Annotated in this window: 15 protein-coding genes and 1 pseudogene; 11 read left to right on the top strand and 5 right to left on the bottom strand. The window is 48.9% G+C overall.

Annotated features, from left to right (window positions below):
- Nucleotides 1–4: 4 nt before the first annotated feature.
- From nirD to LJ740_RS17155, 4 genes are all read left to right on the top strand, one after another.
- A complete protein-coding gene (gene nirD, locus LJ740_RS17170; RefSeq protein WP_229530352.1) occupies nucleotides 5–334 on the top strand; it encodes a nitrite reductase small subunit NirD in 330 nt (109 codons plus the stop codon).
- A gap of 26 nt (nucleotides 335–360) precedes the next feature.
- The gene (locus LJ740_RS17165; protein WP_229530351.1) at nucleotides 361–3,156 is read left to right on the top strand and encodes a nitrate reductase; all 2,796 of its coding nucleotides are present in this window, start codon (nucleotides 361–363) and stop codon (nucleotides 3,154–3,156) included.
- Complete coding sequence (gene cobA, locus LJ740_RS17160) at nucleotides 3,153–4,058, top strand: uroporphyrinogen-III C-methyltransferase (protein WP_229530350.1); 906 nt, start codon at nucleotides 3,153–3,155, stop codon at nucleotides 4,056–4,058. The genes LJ740_RS17165 and cobA overlap by 4 nt, the downstream gene beginning before the upstream one ends.
- 147 nt (nucleotides 4,059–4,205) lie before the next feature.
- Nucleotides 4,206–5,417: an alginate export family protein gene (locus LJ740_RS17155; protein WP_229530349.1), complete on the top strand. Its 1,212-nt coding sequence runs from the start codon at nucleotides 4,206–4,208 to the stop codon at nucleotides 5,415–5,417.
- A gap of 102 nt (nucleotides 5,418–5,519) precedes the next feature.
- On the opposite strand, the gene LJ740_RS17150 is transcribed toward LJ740_RS17155, so the two are convergent.
- From LJ740_RS17150 to LJ740_RS17140, 3 genes are all read right to left on the bottom strand, one after another.
- On the bottom strand, nucleotides 5,520–8,186 hold the full coding sequence (locus LJ740_RS17150; protein ID WP_229530348.1) for a hypothetical protein: 2,667 nt from the start codon (nucleotides 8,184–8,186) through the stop codon (nucleotides 5,520–5,522).
- Between the two features lie 129 nt (nucleotides 8,187–8,315).
- On the bottom strand, nucleotides 8,316–8,768 hold the full coding sequence (locus tag LJ740_RS17145; protein ID WP_229530347.1) for a YaiI/YqxD family protein: 453 nt from the start codon (nucleotides 8,766–8,768) through the stop codon (nucleotides 8,316–8,318).
- 3 nt (nucleotides 8,769–8,771) lie between these two features.
- Nucleotides 8,772–9,560, bottom strand: coding sequence for a LytR/AlgR family response regulator transcription factor (locus tag LJ740_RS17140; protein ID WP_229530346.1), 789 nt, complete (start codon nucleotides 9,558–9,560; stop codon nucleotides 8,772–8,774).
- Nucleotides 9,561–9,695: 135 nt separating this feature from the next.
- Here LJ740_RS17140 and LJ740_RS17135 point away from each other — a divergent pair, with 135 nt between their 5' ends.
- Together LJ740_RS17135 and LJ740_RS17130 are read left to right on the top strand one after the other, a co-directional pair.
- On the top strand, nucleotides 9,696–11,015 hold the full coding sequence (locus LJ740_RS17135; protein ID WP_229530345.1) for a site-2 protease family protein: 1,320 nt from the start codon (nucleotides 9,696–9,698) through the stop codon (nucleotides 11,013–11,015).
- Nucleotides 11,016–11,099: 84 nt separating this feature from the next.
- Nucleotides 11,100–11,753, top strand: coding sequence for a methylamine utilization protein (locus LJ740_RS17130; RefSeq protein WP_229530344.1), 654 nt, complete (start codon nucleotides 11,100–11,102; stop codon nucleotides 11,751–11,753).
- Here the strand turns inward: LJ740_RS17130 and nhaR are convergent.
- A complete protein-coding gene (gene nhaR / locus LJ740_RS17125) occupies nucleotides 11,750–12,658 on the bottom strand; it encodes a transcriptional activator NhaR (protein WP_229530343.1) in 909 nt (302 codons plus the stop codon). The two genes, LJ740_RS17130 and nhaR, sit on opposite strands and share 4 nt — an antisense overlap.
- Nucleotides 12,659–12,781: 123 nt before the next feature.
- Between nhaR and nhaA the strand changes: the two are divergent.
- The 3 genes and pseudogenes from nhaA to LJ740_RS17110 all read left to right on the top strand — a co-directional run bounded on the left by nhaA (nucleotide 12,782) and on the right by LJ740_RS17110 (nucleotide 15,275).
- Nucleotides 12,782–13,980: pseudogene (gene nhaA, locus LJ740_RS17120) on the top strand (Na+/H+ antiporter NhaA).
- Nucleotides 13,977–14,471, top strand: coding sequence for a hypothetical protein (locus LJ740_RS17115; protein ID WP_229530342.1), 495 nt, complete (start codon nucleotides 13,977–13,979; stop codon nucleotides 14,469–14,471). Before nhaA ends, LJ740_RS17115 begins: the two are co-directional and overlap by 4 nt.
- A gap of 189 nt (nucleotides 14,472–14,660) precedes the next feature.
- Entirely contained in the window at nucleotides 14,661–15,275 is a 615-nt protein-coding gene (locus LJ740_RS17110) for an HvfX family Cu-binding RiPP maturation protein (RefSeq protein WP_229530341.1), read from the top strand.
- Nucleotides 15,276–15,304: 29 nt separating this feature from the next.
- Here the strand turns inward: LJ740_RS17110 and LJ740_RS17105 are convergent, their stop codons facing one another.
- A complete protein-coding gene (locus LJ740_RS17105; protein WP_229530340.1) occupies nucleotides 15,305–16,207 on the bottom strand; it encodes a hypothetical protein in 903 nt (300 codons plus the stop codon).
- Between the two features lie 162 nt (nucleotides 16,208–16,369).
- Between LJ740_RS17105 and LJ740_RS17100 the strand changes: the two genes are divergently transcribed.
- Nucleotides 16,370–17,347, top strand: coding sequence for a response regulator (locus LJ740_RS17100; RefSeq protein WP_229530339.1), 978 nt, complete (start codon nucleotides 16,370–16,372; stop codon nucleotides 17,345–17,347).
- A 142-nt stretch (nucleotides 17,348–17,489) separates the two neighbouring features.
- Nucleotides 17,490–18,410, top strand: coding sequence for a response regulator (locus LJ740_RS17095; RefSeq protein ID WP_229530338.1), 921 nt, complete (start codon nucleotides 17,490–17,492; stop codon nucleotides 18,408–18,410).
- The last annotated feature ends 7 nt before the right edge of the window (nucleotides 18,411–18,417 follow it).

Here is an 18,417-nt window from a genome sequence, read left to right as displayed (position 1 = left end):
GATCATGAACTGGCAACCCGTATGTCAACTGGATGATTTGATTGATAACGCTGGCGTGTGCGCCAAACTGAATCAACTACAAATCGCGCTGTTTAAATTTATTGTGCAGGGCGAAGCGCAATACTTCGCTACCGGAAACTGGGATCCCATTGGCGAGGCCAATGTCATGAGCCGGGGCATTCTCGGCTCTGTGCAGGACGAGCTGGTGGTGGCATCACCACTGTACAAGCAGCATTATTCGCTGACCTCAGGCAAATGTCTGGAAGATGATTCCAGATCAATCCCGGTGTATCCGGTGCGCCTGGTGGGTGAACAACTGGAAATCCAGGCCTGAATTCAGGCCTAAAGTGAGTAACAGCAATGAACCTACCGGCCAATAACAAACATATGCTGGAGGCGTTTCCCAGCCTTCGACGCACGACTTGCCCCTATTGTGGGGTGGGGTGTGGCGTTGATGCCAAAATGGCTTTTGCGACGGATGATGCCGGTAAAATGTGCAGTCAGCTGGTGGCTGTCAGCGGTACACCCGAGCATCCGGCCAATCACGGTCGTCTGTGTGTTAAAGGCAGCAAATTGGTGGAGAGTAACGGTCCGGATAATCGCCTGTTGCAACCGCAGATCAATGGCCAGGCCAGTGACTGGCAAACGGCCATCAGTAAGGTCGCCACAGGTTTCAGTGATATTATTGCCAAACACGGCCCTGACGCCGTGGCGTTTTACGTTTCAGGGCAATTGCTGACCGAAGATTATTACGTTGCCAATAAGCTGATGAAAGGCTATATCGGCAGCGCCAACATAGATACCAATTCCCGACTGTGTATGTCTTCGGCCGTGGCCGGATACAAGCGGGCGTTTGGTGCGGATGCTGTACCCTGCTGCTACGAAGATTTGGAACAAACCCAATTGCTGGTGTTTGTGGGCAGCAACGCCGCCTGGACACACCCGGTGTTGTATCAACGTATAGAGCGGGCGAAACAACTGAACCCCGCCATCAAGGTGGTGGTGATTGATCCCCGAAAAACCGCCACCTGTGATCTGGCGGATTTACATCTGGCCATCAAGCCAGGCTCCGATGCCGCTATTTTCAACGGCTTGCTGAATTACCTTAATCGTCATGATGCTTTGGATAAGCAGTATATTCAGCGCCATACCGAAGGTTTTGAAACCTGCCTGGAAGCCGCCGCCAAATGGTGTGTTGAATGTGTCAGTGAATTTGCTGATGTTCCGGTGAATCAGCTGCGTCAGTTTTATCAACTGTATATGCAAACCCGTCGCAGCGTGACTTTTTATTCCATGGGGGTGAATCAGTCCTCCAGCGGAGTAGATAAATCCAATGCTATTATTAACTGCCATCTGGCTACCGGAAAAATAGGTAAAACCGGATGTGGCCCTTTTTCTATTACCGGACAACCGAATGCGATGGGGGGACGGGAAGTGGGCGGTCTGGCCAACATGCTGGCAGCCCATATGGATATCGACAATACCGCCCATCGCGAGTTAGTGAAAAGCTTCTGGCAATCCCCTACCATTGCCAACAAACCGGGCTTAAAAGCGGTGGATCTGTTTCAGCAAATCAAACAGGGTAAGGTGAAAGCCGTTTGGATCATGGCCACCAATCCGGTGGTGAGTATGCCGGACAAAGATGCCGTGGCAGAAGCACTGCAAGCCTGTGAACTGGTGGTGGTTTCCGATTGCGTGGCCAGCAACGATACCCTGGCCTTTGCTGATGTTTGTCTGCCCGCCAGCGGCTGGTCAGAGAAAAACGGCACGGTAACCAATTCTGAACGGCGTATCTCCCGTCAACGAGGGCTGTTGCCACCGGCTGGTGAGGCCCGACACGACTGGCAAATCATCTGTGATGTGGCCAAACACATGGGCTATGCCGGTTTCGATTTTCAGAACAGTTGCGATATTTTTAACGAACATATCGCCTTGTCCGGGTTTGAAAACCTGGGGCGCAGAGATTTTGATTTATCGGGGCTGGGTCATCTGAGCCTGAGTCAGTACGATAACCTGGCACCCATACAATGGCCAGTTACAGCGGATAAACCCCAAGGTACCCAGCGCCTGTTCAGTGATGGCCGATTTTATACCGCTTCGGGTAAAGCACAATTTGTGGCTATTACGCCGAGGTTGCCGGAGCAACAAACCAATGATGTCTTCCCGTTTGTGTTGAATACCGGGCGTATCCGCGATCAGTGGCACACTATGACCCGCACCGGCAAGGTGGCTGAATTGAACCAACATACCGAAAAGCCTGCCATTCATCTGCATCCGGCGGATGCCCATCGTCTCAGTATTGCTGACGGAGACCTGGTGAAAATCACTGCGCGGCATCGTCAAGGCGCGTCTGACACGGAATTTTGTCTGATGACGGCGGTTCTGGACAAACAGCAGCGGCGCAAAGACGTGTTTGTGCCGATGCACTGGAATCGCGAATACGCCTCACACGCCAACATCAATCGCCTGGTGGCACCGGTGGCAGACCCTATTTCCGGTCAGCCAGAATTGAAAGCCGCGGCGGTAGCCATTGAACCCTGGTCAGTAGAGCGCTGGGCGACCCTGGTGACCCGCCAGCCCCTGACCACAGAGAAACTGTCGGGGACATCGGGCTTTTGGTTAAAGCAGGTGTTGCAGCAAGGGTTCTGTTACCAGTTTGCATTCGATAAATTCGATGAAGATACGCTTCAATGGTTAAAAACATTGATTCACGTGGAACATAGCCTGATCCGGCTGGAGCAACCCGGGTTGTCTGGCTGGATGGCCAGTGCAACAAAGGCTGAATCTGATTCTCAGACATTGACTGCCATGCTCTGGTGTTCACAACAGCCATTACAGAACAATCTGGCCTGGTTTAACCATTTACTGGCATCTGATGATTTACCCGAAGACGACATTGTCAGCACACTGAAACATCAGGCATCGCTGGCGTTTCAGCAGGGAAAATTGGTGTGTAGTTGTTTCCAGGTGCGAGAGAAAACCATTCAACAAGCCATAGCTGACGGAGTTATTTCTGTGGCCGGGCTGGGTGAGAAACTGCAGTGTGGTACTAATTGCGGCTCCTGTAAGTCGGAATTAGGTAGCATGATCAAACAATTCGCTGACAATTCACGGTCAGAGGATGCCGAATATCATTTGGCTCAGGAGGTCTTATGAACCTGACTACTTCTATAAATAATCTGTTCGGACTGCTGAATTTCAGACGGTCCGGCCCGGCACAATCTTTCAAAGGCTTTTTTGACCTGTACTTTAAAAAGTACAGCGACGATCAGCGAGTTACAGGTGGTCGCGGCGAAGTCTTTATTGTCGGCGCAGGTCCCGGCGATCCGGAATTATTAACCTTAAAAGCCCATCGTTTAATTCAAAGCGCTGATGTGGTGCTGTTTGACTGGTTGGTGTCAGAGGATTTATTACGCCTGATACCGGCGTCGGCTACCCGACAGTTTGTGGGTAAGCGCTGTGGTCAACATTCTTTTGAGCAGCAAACCATCTGCAATCTGATGGTGGAGCACGCCCGTCTGGGACGCAAAGTGGTACGCCTGAAAGGCGGTGATCCTTCTGTTTTTGGCCGAGTCAGTGAGGAGTGCGATGCGCTGCAAAACGCCAATATTCCTTATGCCATCGTGCCCGGAATTACTGCGGCCTCCGGTATGGCGGCGTATTCCGGTATGCCACTGACCGACCGTCGTTATGCCCAAAGCGTGCGTTTTATCACTGCCACCTTGAAAAATCCAGAGGATGAGCCCGACTGGTCAGGCATGGTGACGCAATCCGGTAAGTCGCAGGACACCCTGGTGTTTTATATGGGGCTGAAGCGCATTGGTACTATCGCTCAGCGCTTAATATCCCACGGTATGAAAGCGGATATGGCCTGTGCTGTGGTGGATCAGGCCACGCAACAACAACAACAGATTATCACCGGAAATCTGCGCAATATCGCCGATTTAGTGGCCGCAAAGGTAATTGAAGGACCGGCTTTATTGGTGGTGGGCGAAGTGACTCAGCAACCCTGGTCGGTGGATTTGGCTTTGCTGCACAAGGAGCACATTACCTTTTAACAACACGCTACGGTTTAACTATTAACGCAAAATTTGTTCCCAACAAAACACCCATGTTTGCCGACAGCCCGGATTGTTGTCAGCCAAACAAAACTGATTTGTAACACACAACATGAGCAAAAAGCTCAACACTAAGAGGAACACACAATGCGTACTCAAAAAACAATATTGTCTATGGTAGTTGGGCTGGCTTGTACTCCGGCGATGGCGCAGGCTCAAGGCTCAGCAGCAAACTCAGTAGCCGAAGCAATTCAGGAGGCCAGTGTCAGCACCCTGTTTCGCTATCGCTATGAGGGCGTGGATCAGGATGGCCTGAGTGAAGATGCCAGCGCCAATACCCTGTTAGGCCGAATTACTGCTACCACCGCCAGCTACAACAACTGGCAGGCTGTAGTAGAGTTTGACTATGTTACCGAATTACTGGACAAGGATTACAACGACACCATCAATGGCAATACGGATTATCCGGTGGTGGCGGACCCCAGTGGTGCTGATCTGAATCAGTCCTATCTGAAATACAGCTCACAGGGTGGCACAGCCGTAACCTTTGGCCGGCAACGTATCAACCACAATAATCAGCGTTTTGTGGGCGGTGTGGCCTGGCGTCAAAACGAGCAAACCTTTGACGGGGTTCGCATTGAATCAAAGGTGGCTGAAAATTTTACCTTAGATTATGCCTGGTCATCCCGGGTGAACCGGATTTTTGGTTCGAAAAGTCCCAATGGCGATCTGGATGCCAGTCTGCATTTGTTTAATGCCGTCTATAGCCCGGCAAAAGGCCATAAACTGGCGGGTTTCATTTATCACATGGATTTTGATGATGCCCTGGCCCTGTCAAACAGCACGGCCGGTATCGACTATAACTACAGCGGAGCCGCTGGCGATATTGGGTATCAGGTGCACCTGAGTTATGCCAGCCAGAAAGACACCGGCGATAATCCGGTGGATTATTCTGCTGATTATTACGCGGTGGATGCCAGTGTTAAGGTGTCTGGCATTACCTTAGCTGCGGGCTTTGAGTCACTGGGTGCTGATAATGGCAAGGGCTTTGTCACGCCGCTGGCCACTCTGCATAAGTTTCAGGGCTGGACTGATAAATTCTTAGGAACGCCGGGAGTGGGTATTGAAGATACCTGGTTTAAGCTGGCCACTAATCTGGGAGGCGTGGCCGTTGCCGCCGTCTATCATCAGTTTGATGCTGAGCAAGGCAGTGCTGATTTGGGCAGTGAACTGGGCTTAGTGGCCAATTATGGCTTTGCTAAGCATTATAAGCTGACCGCCAAATACGCCAGTTACGATGCTGACAGCCATGCTACCGACACCGACAAAGTCTGGGTGCAACTGGTGGCTAAGTTTTAACAACTTTTGGCAATAAATAAAGCGGGCAGCGATACAGGCTGCCCGTTTATGATTGGCATTTGTGTCGGTTTAACTTTGCAATAGCACAAAGTTAAACCGGTTTTAGTTACTTTTTATCATAACCCGAATACTGCCCCGGTTATCCTTAAGACCTGCACCATATAAGCCTTGCAGATCATCATTGATGCATAAGAAGAGTTTCCCGGTTTCATCTTTCGGGGTTTGGCTTAGCGCATTCCCCACCAGAAACGGTTGCCCCTGTTCACCAATTTTGCCAATTAAGGCGCCCATGGCTACCTGCGTTAAGGGGTAACCCGGCTGGGTTGCGATAACATTCGGGCAACCATCGGCGTCGTACAGTTGACCGTTGTGAGTATCCGGGTCGGCAGTCCATAAACCGCTAACCCTGGAGATGGCAACTGTGCTGCCTTGTTTAACCTGGATACCGGTATCAAACCAGGGCTGACTGGCCTGAATACCTGTAAAGGGTGAGTCTCCAACAATCACTTCCAGCAATACCGGATAAGATTGGGTCGGGTTAGCCGGGGGCGGGTTGTAATCCAGTAAAATGTTGGATTCAAAACGATCGGTAAAGGCAAAGTTATAGGCATCAACATTGGGCACCTTATAGAGTTTCCAGGCCCAGGTATTCCAGAAGTTAGTGACGGGCTTTTTATTGAATTTCACGTTCTGCCAGGCTTTCTCTCCCCAACAGCCTGCTGTATAGGGGTTATTACCGGAGGTAAACCAGTCCTGAGGAGAGCCTCCAATGGTAGTACCTTTAGTATTGCCCACTGGCCAGGAGGCCGGACATCCCACCAGACCGGCGTTTAATGCCGCGAGTAAATCGGCCACCACCCAACCAAACAGGTCATTGTTCAGGGAGGGGACATCGCCATTCAACAATGTGTTGTCCCCGGTCAGACCCGCAATGGTATAGCCCGCATTTGCACCGTATATGCCTGCTGGCATGCTCAGTGTGGTCCAGCTACTGTCCTGACCACTGCCGGTGAATGCTGATGAGTTCAGCGTTGCTGAAAATGCAGCAAACTTGTTGCTGCTTGCCGCTATCGTCAGGCTGGCGGGTTTGGTTTTCCAGACCGCACTGGCCTGTATGAAGATATTGCGCAATTCTGGTGCGTGTTTGACCGTCACCGTAATGGCCACATTGTTATTTAAGTTGCTATTACCGGCCGGGATAGTCCAGCTGGTGCCCAGCGCCACACCGGGATCTGCCTGATAATCAGAAATGGTGGCCGAGTAAATGTCGCCCTTATCGTTTGTCAGTAGCGTCAAGTTAGTGCCTGTATGGTTGGGCAACTGCACAACACAGGTTTTATTGGCGCTGCAAGTCAGATTGCCCGACGAAGAAACACTCACAGTGCCATTGGTCAGTAAGTTATCCAGTGAGGTCCCCGTTGGGTCAGTATTCAGGCTATACACCAGATGCAGCAATACTTTTTGTCCTGTCGTAGGAGTGAGCGCTTCGCCCTGGGCGTTTAATGCTGTGGCTTCTACCGGAGCATATATCCCGCTGGCACCTGTATTATGGGTACTGCTCAGGGTTAACCAGCCTTCTTTAACGGCATCGTGGGCGTTGTTAAATTGGGAGACGGTTTTTAGTGAGGTATCTGGTGAGGATTTATACCAGGGTACGCTGATGGTAAAGGGGCTTGCTTTGCTCCCCAGCAGAGGGGTTTTCGTTGGATCGTCGGTGGTGGTGAAACCAGAAAACAGAATGTAGCTGTCCTGACTGATCTGAGTGACCTTACCGCTGGGATAGGTATTGTTCTCAGACTTAATATGGCTGAAGTCCACCGTAAAATTAAACTGTTGTTTTTGATCCGGAATTGCACTCTTACCGGTACCGGAAAAAACGCCAGTCAGTGTTAATGCGGCGGCGTTTTCGCTCAGATACAGTAAGTAATCGGTAAAATCGTGATAGGGGAAAGGGTTGTTTGCCGGATCAGTGTAATAGCTGGCTGGCGCGGCTGCCATTGTCGGGCCTGTGAGTCGGCTTGCGACCATATTGTTTGATGAATTTGTATTCACCGTGGTATCTGGAAACTGCTGACACGGATAAGCGTTGCTGGCCTGGCCAGGGGTTTTGGGTTGCAACAAGGCCTCATAAATGGCCTGACCACTGCCGCCCTGTTTGCTGTTGGTTTCGCTCAGTCGGCCGTTATCACTGGCAAAATCGTAACTCCAAACCTTTAGCGTTATAGGAAAACTAAACCAGTCGATGTCTGTGATATCGGCGTTGTTTCCCGGGATGTCGGTGGTGTTAATGGCTGCTGCGATATAAGGTTCAAAAAAGTCATACAGACTGGAATAGGTACGGCTGGTGGTATCGGAGGGATCGGGTTCACCCCCCGCTTCTTTGTGCAAATCAGCATTGCTGAGGTAAATGCGTCCCCCGGTGTAATGATCCAGAAACACATTAGCATAGTCATTCAAACCGGCGGATGCCGCCTGAGAAGAGGCCCAAAACGTTAATGCCTCATCAAAATGGGCGGCCCCTGTTGCATTGGTGGCTTTTAATCCGGTAATCCCGGATAGGGTTTGCGTTAATGGATAGCTTGTGCCGGTAGTAAGGGTTTTTTGATTGCTGCCGCCATAACCATAATATTGCTTCTGACCTAACTGCACTCCGTTCCCGGCAGGCAGGGTAAGATAGAATTGCTCAAGGAATTCATTGTAGGTGAGATCATTGCCGCCATAAGTGAAAACAATGGGGATATAGCCATTTGGATTTTTACTGGTACTCATTAAGGTCCCTCTAATTCAGGTTAAGAAAAGTGACATGACCTGAAGAGTATTAACCTAAATGCTGAAAAATCCACACCGAGCGTAAAAAAGCGTCTGGATTTACATTCCGAAACCTGATTTGGCTGGGTATTACCGGGCTTTGTTTTGCGCCAGTATCCGGTCTAACTGGTTGGCAAAAGCCTGTTTGTCTTTTTGCGAGTAGGCTGCGGTTTTCCCGGTTTGCTCGCCACTGGCGCGCATGGTGTCCATAAAATCCCGTATGTTAAGACGTTGTCGGATATTTTCCGGGGTGTAAAGTTCGCCTCTGGGGTTCAGCGCCTGGGCCTTTTTATCAATGACTTCCGATGCCAGCGGGATATCGGAGGTGATGATTAGATCGCCGGCCTGACAATCATTAACGATCCGGTGGTCGGCAATATCAAAGCCTTTTTCTACCACCACTGAGTGCAGAAAATCCGACCCCGGTAGTTGCGTGTAGCGGTTTGCCACAAAGTAACAGTGTGTTTGTGTGCGGTGCGCCGCCTTACTCAGAATCTCTTTTACCACCACCGGACAGGCGTCGGCATCTACCCATATTTTCATAAATTATTGAATTACCAGGTCTGTGTCCTGAATTTCCTTGCCACGCGGTAATGCATGTCCGGCAATCAGCACTTCTTCGTTATTAAATGATTCTATTGCATTTTTGTTGATGAGGTAAGAACGATGTAAGCGCAAAAACTGCTCCGGCAGTTGCGACTGAGTATCTTTCAGCGAGCTGTACACGACCCTTTTTTCACCGTCTCGCAGGTGGTAAGTCACATAATTGCCCAATCCTTCAACAAACAAAATATCCGCCAACTGTATTTTGCAGGTGCGCCGCTCGGATTTAACCAGAATAAACTCCGGGGGCTGCGTTGTACTGATGGCCTGTTTTTCCAGCAAGCCGATGTACAACATGAATATTTTTACCGTACCTAAAAGCAGCACTGTAGTATTGATTAAAATGCAATTGCGTACCCAGCCGGACAGGGTCAGGGCGAAACCTTGTTCTGTCGCTAACAACAGCTTTTCGTAAAAGAAATAGCCGAACAGCATTTGCAGTAAACCAGACACCGCGATAAGCAGGGCGTAACCACAGAAAAACCACCGGTATTGGCGCGCCACCAGAAAATGGGGGATCAGCAGGTACAGCATGGCATAGGCTGCCATAATGCGCACCGGCATCAGAATAAACTCCAGATAAAATGAGGCGAAATAGCCCAGCTCCGGGCGCATCCAGATATAACTGAACAGCAGGTAGTAACCCAACCAAAAGATCAGATGGGTCAAAAATCGCGAGCCAAACAGATAGAGTCCACTGTAGGTGGGTGCCCAGCGCCAGATGCCAGTCATTTATTTTTATCCTTACACATCAAAAAATCCTGCGTTGGCATAAAAGGCCAAAAAGCATCGCATTCTGATCCTAGTATGAAGGGCCGAATACCGGTGAACAAGCGAATACGATTATTTGCGGAAAAGGAAAGTTAAATGACATTACATCTACTGCTCAAACCCCTTGCTTTGTTTTTGCTGTTGTTAGCGCTACCCCCCGTCAGTGCCGACATTAATCCTCAGGAACGGCGCGCAAAATGGCATGCCACCTTTAAAGCGGCTCAACCCGTTGGGCGGGAAATAGTCACAATTGACCCGCAGTCAGTATTGAATGAGGCGGCGTTGCAAGTGGGTGATGTGCTGCTGTCAGTGAATGATGAAGTGATTCGCGATGGTGACCAGTGGTGGGACATTATTTACGGTCTGCGAGCTGCGACAGAAACCAAACTGACCTATCGCCGGGCGCAACAAGTGCATTCGGTCAGTGTGGTTTTTGAGCCGGTACCGTTGGAGCAATACGATAGTTTACGCACTGAATATGGCTTTGTTACCTCTGATTATAATATCCGGCAACGCACTATTGTGACCCTGCCGGAAAGTGAAGCGCTACTACCTGCCATTTTTGTGGTGGGCGGGCTTAGCTGTTCCAGTATGGAGTATACGCCCGGTCGACAATCCAACTTTATTCGCTCGTTGCGTTACCTGGTGGAACATTCTGACATGATGGTGATGCGAGTGGAAAAACCCGGTGTCGGTGACAGTGAAGGTCGCTGCTCGCAAACTGATTTTTTAACGGAACTCAATGGCTATGAAGTGGCATTAAAAACCTTGCTGGCGGATGCGCGTGTCGACAGAGAAAAGGTAATTGTTTACGGCAGTAGTATGGGCAGTGCACTGGCACCTTATCTGGCCAACAAATATCAACTCAATGGGGTAATCTCTGACGGTACTTTTTATCGCAGTTGGTTTGAACACATGCTGGAAATAGAACGACGTATTCTCACCATGAAAGGCGACGATCAGGCGACAGTAAACGACAAGATAAATCGCGCTTATATCCCTCTGTACTACGGCATGTTAATCGAGAAAAAGAGCTATCAGCAAGTGATTGCACAGTCACCGTTATTGGCTGAACACAACTACCACAGCCCGGCGCATATGTATGGCCGTCCGGTCAGCTTTTATCATCAGATGCAGGACTTTAACTTTGCCGGAGAGTGGGCAAAGTTGGATGCCCCTGCGCGCATCCGTTGGGGTCGCAATGACTGGATCATGTCGGAATACGACATTGATATGCTTGCTCAGGTGCTGGCAGCAAAAGGCCACAATGACTACGAAGTTCTGAAGGTGCCCGGACTGGATCACTGGGATACCCTGCATGACAGTGCGCTGAATTCATTTCAGGGAAAACCCGGTCAATGGAATGAAGCGTTACCACAGCAATTAGTAGATTGGGCCAGGTACATGCAGGACTAAAAAATCTCGCCATAGGCTGGAATTTGGCGGTGTAATCTGCATTAATAATAGCTGGTTAATTTAATCTGCCTTTAAGAGTGCATCATGTCTAAGGTTACACCGTTTTCCCCCTGGCACAGGCTTATGCCAATGCTGATTTTCGCCATGATTCTGTTACCGCAAGCATCCGGCGCGGTATCACTGGAAGTTAAACAAAAAAACGGTGATCCGGCAGTTGGTGTCGTGGTGTTATTAAACAATGAGGCGGCGACGGGCGCGAATACCAGCAAAGCTGAAATGGGACAGCGTGAGCGTCAGTTTGATCCGCATGTGTTGGTGGTGCAGAAAGGCTCGACGGTGAGCTTTCCTAATTATGACGATATTAAACACCATATTTACTCCTTTTCATCAGTAAAAACCTTCGAACAGGAATTGTACGAAGGCACCGAGAGTACCCCCGTCACCTTTGAAAAAGCCGGGATCGTTGAATTAGGTTGCAACGTACACGACTGGATGTTGGGTTACATTTACATTGCGGAAACCCCGTTTTTTGGCATGACAGACGAACAGGGGCAGGTCAATATAGGCAATGCCCCGGCAGGCGATTACGAGGTGACTGTCTGGCATCCCCGTATGGAAAACGTCAGCCATCGTTTTACTGCACACACCCGAATTGCACAGACGGCGCTGATCACGTTAGATAGCAACGTGGCTGAAGCGGCAGAAACCGATTTTGATCTGGATTTTGACGACTACTAATCTTCTGTAGGGTTAATCATCTTGTTGGCAAATTCAAACAGGTGTAGTGCCGCCGGGTGTTTGAGTTTGCGCTCTGGTGAGATCAGATAAAAGTCTTCCCGAATATCATTAGTACTGCCGACTATTTCCACCTGAAATTGTTTGGTAACGTGTTCGGCAATGGGGGATGGCGCACAAAATACACCGTAACCTCCCTGACCAAACAGCTTCATCAATGCGCTGTCTTCAAATTCAGCGGCAATGTCTGGCACGATACCTAATCGATCAAACCAGGCGATTAACTCTACCCTCAGTGTTGATTTTTCTCCGGGCAACAGCATGGGTGCCTGGTGCAAAGATAAGGGGAATCCCGCTTGTAAGTTCTCTGCCAGTGACTTTTCCGCAAAAAAAGTCATGCCGGTTTCGCCCACAAAGTGATTGTAAGCTTTAATGTTCCCACCCGGCGGCAGTGGTTGGTCTGAAAAAATCAGATCCACTTTATTCAGCGCCAGATCGCCCAGTAAACTTTCTAAATCGCCTTCTTTGCAAACTAATTTCAGGTTTTCATCGTAATCAATGCAGGTGCGGAATAAATCGAATGCCAACACCTTAGGAATGATATCCGTCACACCAATGGTAAATTGCAGCTGGTGCAGGGATTCTTTTTGTTTCAGATTTTGTAACAGCTCAGAGCCAAGACTGAAGATATCTTCTGCATAGCTGTAAACGAACTGACCCTGCTGATTCAGGATTAATCGCTTGCCCTTTCGATCAAACAGTTTTTTACCCAGATAGTCTTCAAAGGTTGCTATCTGACCACTGACAGTTTGTGGTGTCAGGTGTAGTAAGCTGGCGGCGCGCATAATGCTACCTTCACGAGCGGTAACGTAAAAATAGTATAAGTGGTGGTAATTCAGTTGTTGCATCGGAGTCTCGCCAGGCTAATTTGTAATCAGAGAATATCTGAATAAAAATTAAAAAGATACGAATATTACGATTCTAAGTTGTATCTGATAATGTCCGCCTGTTTCATCAATAGCGGAGGTTTTATGACTGACGCGGTAAAACGTTTCTTCCAACATGATGCGGCTGGCGGCATCTTGTTGGTCGCGGCGGCTTTCCTGGCCATGGTGATGGCTAACAGCCCTTTGCTGGGTGTCTACAAAGGCTTTTTAGAAGTGCCGGTGGTTTTCAAATTTGGCGCCTTTGAAATTGCTAAGCCATTAATTTTGTGGATCAACGACGGTCTGATGGCGATATTTTTCTTCCTGATAGGTCTGGAAATAAAACGCGAAGTGCTGGACGGACAATTAAAGTCAGTCGAGCAAATTACGTTACCAGGTGTGGCGGCTATTGCGGGGATACTGTTTCCTGCTCTGATTTATGTTTGGTTTAATTCTGGTGATCCGGTTGCGATGAATGGTTGGGCCATTCCGTCCGCCACAGATATCGCCTTCGCATTGGGTATTTTTGTGTTATTCGGTAAGGGGTTACCTTTGTCCCTTAAGCTGTTCCTTTTGAGTGTGGCCATCTTTGATGATATCGGCGCCATTGTCATTATTGCCCTGTTTTATTCTGAAAATCTGTCCACTACCTCATTGCTGGTAGCGCTAACCGGACTGGCCGTATTGTTCCTGCTGAATCGCAAAAAAGTGCGTTATCAGGCGGCTTATATCTTGGTGGGGGGGGCGTGGTCTGGGCGGCAGTACTAAAATCTGGCGTGCACGCCACTTTGGCCGGCTTTGCACTGGCCTGGTTTATCCCATTGAAGGTTAAAAATGCCGATGGTCACCAAATGCTGCCACACCTGGAGCATGCACTGCATCCCTGGGTGTCATTTCTGGTGCTGCCCATTTTTGCCTTTGCCAACGCCGGCGTGAAGGTCCTGGGGGCGACCACCGAAGATCTGCTTAACCCCATAACGTTAGGCATCGCTGCAGGCTTATTTCTGGGTAAGCAAATAGGCATTTTTGGCACCTGTTGGCTGGTGATCAAATTGGGCTGGGCGAAACTGCCCAAAGACGCTAACTGGGCGCAGTTGTATGGCGTGAGTTTGCTGTGCGGTATCGGATTTACCATGAGCTTGTTTATCGGCACCCTGGCGTTTGCCGATCAGGGCCTGGATTACCAACTGAGCGTTAAAGTTGGGGTATTGATGGGCTCATTATTGTCAGCGGTTGTAGGGGCTACCGTGTTGCTGGCTTCAAAACCGCAAGAAGATTATCAACTTTCTGGAGCAAAAGTATGACTAAAGGTTTGAAAAGGGGGATGGCCTGTGCAGCCGTTTTGTTGATGAGCAGTGCCAATGCGAAACCCGCGAGCGAGTTTTACGATGACATGAATCGCATGTGCGCTGATACCAACACCCAATCCAGCACCGTATTTATTACCAGTTGTTATCAGTACATTCGGGGCTTTTTGCAAGGTGCCATTTTAACGGATACCGCCATTATGGATGAAATGCAAAATGCCGGGTTTGATACCGGGTTTGCCAACCGGGCCTATCGAACCCGGGTTGGCATCGATAGAAAAAGCGTGCCAGCAACCCTTTATGCCGGCTTTTGTTTACCGGATGATTTGGTGACCCACGAAGTGGTGGTGAATTTGCTGGAAGATGTGCAAAAACGCTTTCAACAGGCGCAAGAGGGGATTCCCAATAACCCACTTTCTGAGCACTTGTATGAACTGCTGAAGCGCCGCCATCCTTGCGCTCAGGAGCCGCACCCGGTAACGCAGTAACACCAATATGGAGCAGGGTGAGTGCGGTCTCTTGGGGGCCGCCTTCACCAGGGCTTTGCAATTTCTCTCTGTAAATGCAGGTCTATCACTACAGACATTTTTATTGCGCTAATTAGCAGGAATACCCGATTTTGGTTTCGAGACTAAACTTAGGCGTATCCAATACCGCAAAATACTAAAGAGAGAACTATGACCTCACTGCTTAAACAAGGCCAAAACATCCTTAATACAACTCAGGCTGCTGATTTCATTGCGCCGTTATTATTGCGTTTATACCTTGCACCGGTACTTATGCAGGCAGGCTGGAACAAGATGAATCACTGGCAGGATACCGTGGCATGGTTCGGTAATGCCGATTGGGGTTTGGGTTTGCCAATGCCCGCTGTAATGGCTGCGCTGGCTGTGGGGGCTGAGTTTTTTGGTGCCATTCTTTTACTTATTGGTCTGGCAACCAGACTGGTGGCAATACCGTTAATGGTAACCATGGTGGTGGCGGCCATTACAGTGCATGGACAAAACGGTTGGTTGGCAATAGCTGACGCCAGCAGTTGGTTTGCTGATGGTACGATTATGAGCAATCCGGCCATTATGGAAGCCCCCGAAAAGCTGGCCGCCGCTAAATCCCTGTTACAGGAGCACGGTAATTATGAATGGCTTACTTCCAGCGGTAATTTTGTGATCCTCAACAACGGCATAGAGTTCGCAGCCACCTATTTCATCATGCTGCTAACCCTGTTTTTTATTGGCGGTGGCAGATATATCAGTGCAGATTATTGGTTGAACAAACATCTGACAAAGGTATAAGTCGCCTGAACGTATTTTAAAAAGCGGACTCAAAATCCGGTTTGATACACCTGATTGTATAGCTGAGTCAGCTCCTTGTGCGTGTCTGCTGTGTACCAGTCTAAATGCAACTGCAGGTAATCCCTTTGCTGACTGGCCTGGGCAATGGCCTGATTGAGTCGGGCTGCTAACTTTTCCCCTTGTGGGCCAGGTGAACACATAATGTAGCCGGTTTGGTAGTTATTCAGTTCGGCTACCGAAAAGGAGTAAAGCGGCGTGTCGGCACGCAAACTGGTGCTTTGGTAATGGTGTAACACGTTAGGGTATTCAATAATAAAGTCCACCCGACCGGCCAGCAACATATCCACCATGCCCCGCGCGGTGCCCTGGTCATTACGACGGTAAATGCGGCGGGATGTTTCAGCCTGACTGATGATGGTATCCACTATATCACCGTAACTTCTGCCCTCCTGGATGCCAAAAACCAACTCATCAGGCAACTGCAACAGTTTCTCAATTTGTACCTGGTGTTGTGCGTTTTGGGTTGTGGCTATTGCATCTTTAATCGCCGGATTTGAAGAGTACAGTCGCTGACCTAAAAACAGCGTTTGCGGTAACCTGGTCATTGGAAAAGTTTCCGTGCGTTGCCGGGTTTTGAGCTTGTTACCGGTACAGGCATTGTTGTGACTGAGCAAGATAGACTCGGCTCTCAGGTTATTGGCCTGCTGATACTGATAAGGCAGATTGGCTTCTTCGCTGAGCAGATCAAATAAGCGGTTTTCCAGGTTGACCCCGGAAGATGGCTTCGCATTGGGTGCGCTCATTTCGCTGACCCAGATAAGTGTTTGTGCAGCCAGTGCTTTATTGAACAGAAACAGGCATACAATTAAGGTCAGTCTAATTCTTGAATAGGTGATCACAGTACACAGCCAGACGCTTATCCTGGTCATCATAGTGGTCAGTTTTTGGGTTTATCTCAAGTCTTCATCGCATTTTTGTGCAATAACCAAAAAATTACCACTGCAAAGTGGAGGACAGTTCACTGGTGGAACCAAAGTATAATATTTAATCTATGGTGCAGCGTGTAAGCTCTTATTATCTAAGAGGGTTTAATCATGCTGTCAGGTAGCGCATTAGCGCAAAAAACATCGATACTTCCAAAAATATTAGTGGTAGACGATCAACCTAGTGAATCACTGTTGGTGGCTGACGTGTTAAGTCCGCTGGCCAGTATTATTACTGCCAGTGATGGTGACGAAGCCTTTGAGTTATGCCTGACGGGAAAACCCGATCTGGTGGTGATGGACATTGAGATGCCCAGAGTGGATGGAATTTCTGCCTGTCGCAACATTAAACACCACGAAGCTACAGCAGAAACGCCGGTGATGTTTCTGAGCGCCAGCAATGACATTAAGATTGAGCGCCAGTGCTGGGAAGTCGGTTGTACCGATTATTTGTGCAAACCCGTTGAGCGAGACATAGTGCAATACCGGGTGAAATTGCAATTGTCGTTAAAACAGCACTTGCAGGAACTTCGGCGCATAACCTGCTTTAATACCCACTCAATGTTAAAGAACATGTCCTGGTTTGATTGTCTGCTGGAAAATCAATTGCAGATTTCCGCTCGCAGAGAACTCCCGCTCTCGCTGTTATGCATAGAAATCGACAATGTTGAGGACATTATCAATCAACTTGGCTATCGCCAATATGATATCTGGGTAACTGGGTTGAACCGGCTACTCGAATCTCTCTCTGTAAGCCGCAATCACGTGGTGATCAGAGCGACCCGTAATCGCTTTTATTGTCTGTATCCTGAATCTGCAGAAGAGTCCGCCCGACATATGGCCTTTATGCTGTTTCAACAAGTGTACAACAAAGATGCGCTGCAGTTGTCGTGCTTTTCTCAAAACATTGAACTCAAAGTTTGCGCCTTAACTAACTATGCGGTAAAAACCCGTGCTATAGAGTTATTGTCGACCATCAACAAGGTCTTGCAAGACATGGCGGACAGAGATATTGTCCGGGGGATGTGTAGTCGCTTAAAGCGCCGGGATGCCCCCCTGTTTGAACCGCTCTTTCAGGCGATATTGTAACCGGCCCGTTGGTAATTTTTTTACAGACAGTGCTGACAAATATCTATTCTGCAGCTAGCTTTATGAGACAAAGAAGAATTATTCAGACTGTGCTAAGCCCCTGTTGCTGCTCCAAAAGACCAGAATGAGATGAGCCCTTTTTATGGTTTCCAATAAAAAATACAATATCTTGGTTATTGATGATGATCCTGCCGTTACGGATCTCATTTGTGAGTCCTTAGGTGATGATTACAACATGTTTGTGGCTTTAGCCGGCGCTGAAGGCATAGTGTTGGCCACGCAAAAAATACCGCCGGATTTGATCATACTGGATATCAATTTGCCAGGTAAGGATGGGCACATGGTGGCCCAGCAGTTGTGCCAAAATGAATGTACCAAAGGCGTACCTATAGTTTTTGTCACCGGGCTACGCGATGACAACGAAGTGGTCAAATCCTACGAGGTCGGCGGTGTTGATTTGGTGTTTAAGCCGCTCAATATTCGGGTGTTAAAAGAAAAAGTCAAAGCACACCTGCGCGATCATATCACCCGTAAGGAGTTGGCACAGCGTTGTGTCACCGATCCCATTACCCATCTACAGAATACCCGGGGCTTTAATAGCCACTTCAATAATCTTTGGTTAACCGCCAGGGTGCTAAATCAGGTAGTTTCACTGACCTTCATTAGCCTGGACAACGTGGATTTTTTACCCAGGTACCAAGGTATAAATAACCGTGAGGATTTTCTGCACGTATTCGCCAAAAAGCTGGCATTTGCCTTTGAAGGGGTACACTGCGAAATAGCCCGGTACTTTGGCTACACCTTTGCTGTGTCTGCGTTGGATAAATCGCCGGAGCAACTACAGCACATTTTACAGACATTAATGCACACCATTACCCGTGGCACACCTGATGTGGGTCACTGTCAGGATGCTGAACTGATTGCCAGTATTGGCATTGCAGCAGGATTAGTGTCTGATTATTCAAGCTCAGAAGGCTTAAAGCTGGCGGCTGACAAAGCCTGGTTGCAATCCAGGCAGGAGAATATTGAAAAACGCGGGATCGTGTTGACGATTGGCACCTGATCCCGGA

It is taken from the genome of Planctobacterium marinum, assembly GCF_020687805.1.
Lineage (GTDB): Bacteria > Pseudomonadota > Gammaproteobacteria > Enterobacterales > Alteromonadaceae > Planctobacterium > Planctobacterium marinum.
The sequence above is the reverse complement of the archived record's forward strand: the minus strand, read 5'-3'. Positions and strand labels throughout refer to the sequence as shown.

Bases quoted from the DNA above. Each gene is read 5' to 3' on its own strand.
- nirD (WP_229530352.1), top strand. From the start codon at position 5: ATGAACTGGCAACCCGTATGTCAACTGGATGATTTGATTGATAACGCT.
- LJ740_RS17165 (WP_229530351.1), top strand. From the start codon at position 361: ATGAACCTACCGGCCAATAACAAACATATGCTGGAGGCGTTTCCCAGC.
- cobA (WP_229530350.1), top strand. From the start codon at position 3,153: ATGAACCTGACTACTTCTATAAATAATCTGTTCGGACTGCTGAATTTC.
- LJ740_RS17155 (WP_229530349.1), top strand. From the start codon at position 4,206: ATGCGTACTCAAAAAACAATATTGTCTATGGTAGTTGGGCTGGCTTGT.
- LJ740_RS17150 (WP_229530348.1), bottom strand. From the start codon at position 8,186: ATGAGTACCAGTAAAAATCCAAATGGCTATATCCCCATTGTTTTCACT.
- LJ740_RS17145 (WP_229530347.1), bottom strand. From the start codon at position 8,768: ATGAAAATATGGGTAGATGCCGACGCCTGTCCGGTGGTGGTAAAAGAG.
- LJ740_RS17140 (WP_229530346.1), bottom strand. From the start codon at position 9,560: ATGACTGGCATCTGGCGCTGGGCACCCACCTACAGTGGACTCTATCTG.
- LJ740_RS17135 (WP_229530345.1), top strand. From the start codon at position 9,696: ATGACATTACATCTACTGCTCAAACCCCTTGCTTTGTTTTTGCTGTTG.
- LJ740_RS17130 (WP_229530344.1), top strand. From the start codon at position 11,100: ATGTCTAAGGTTACACCGTTTTCCCCCTGGCACAGGCTTATGCCAATG.
- nhaR (WP_229530343.1), bottom strand. From the start codon at position 12,658: ATGCAACAACTGAATTACCACCACTTATACTATTTTTACGTTACCGCT.
- LJ740_RS17115 (WP_229530342.1), top strand. From the start codon at position 13,977: ATGACTAAAGGTTTGAAAAGGGGGATGGCCTGTGCAGCCGTTTTGTTG.
- LJ740_RS17110 (WP_229530341.1), top strand. From the start codon at position 14,661: ATGACCTCACTGCTTAAACAAGGCCAAAACATCCTTAATACAACTCAG.
- LJ740_RS17105 (WP_229530340.1), bottom strand. From the start codon at position 16,207: ATGATGACCAGGATAAGCGTCTGGCTGTGTACTGTGATCACCTATTCA.
- LJ740_RS17100 (WP_229530339.1), top strand. From the start codon at position 16,370: ATGCTGTCAGGTAGCGCATTAGCGCAAAAAACATCGATACTTCCAAAA.
- LJ740_RS17095 (WP_229530338.1), top strand. From the start codon at position 17,490: ATGGTTTCCAATAAAAAATACAATATCTTGGTTATTGATGATGATCCT.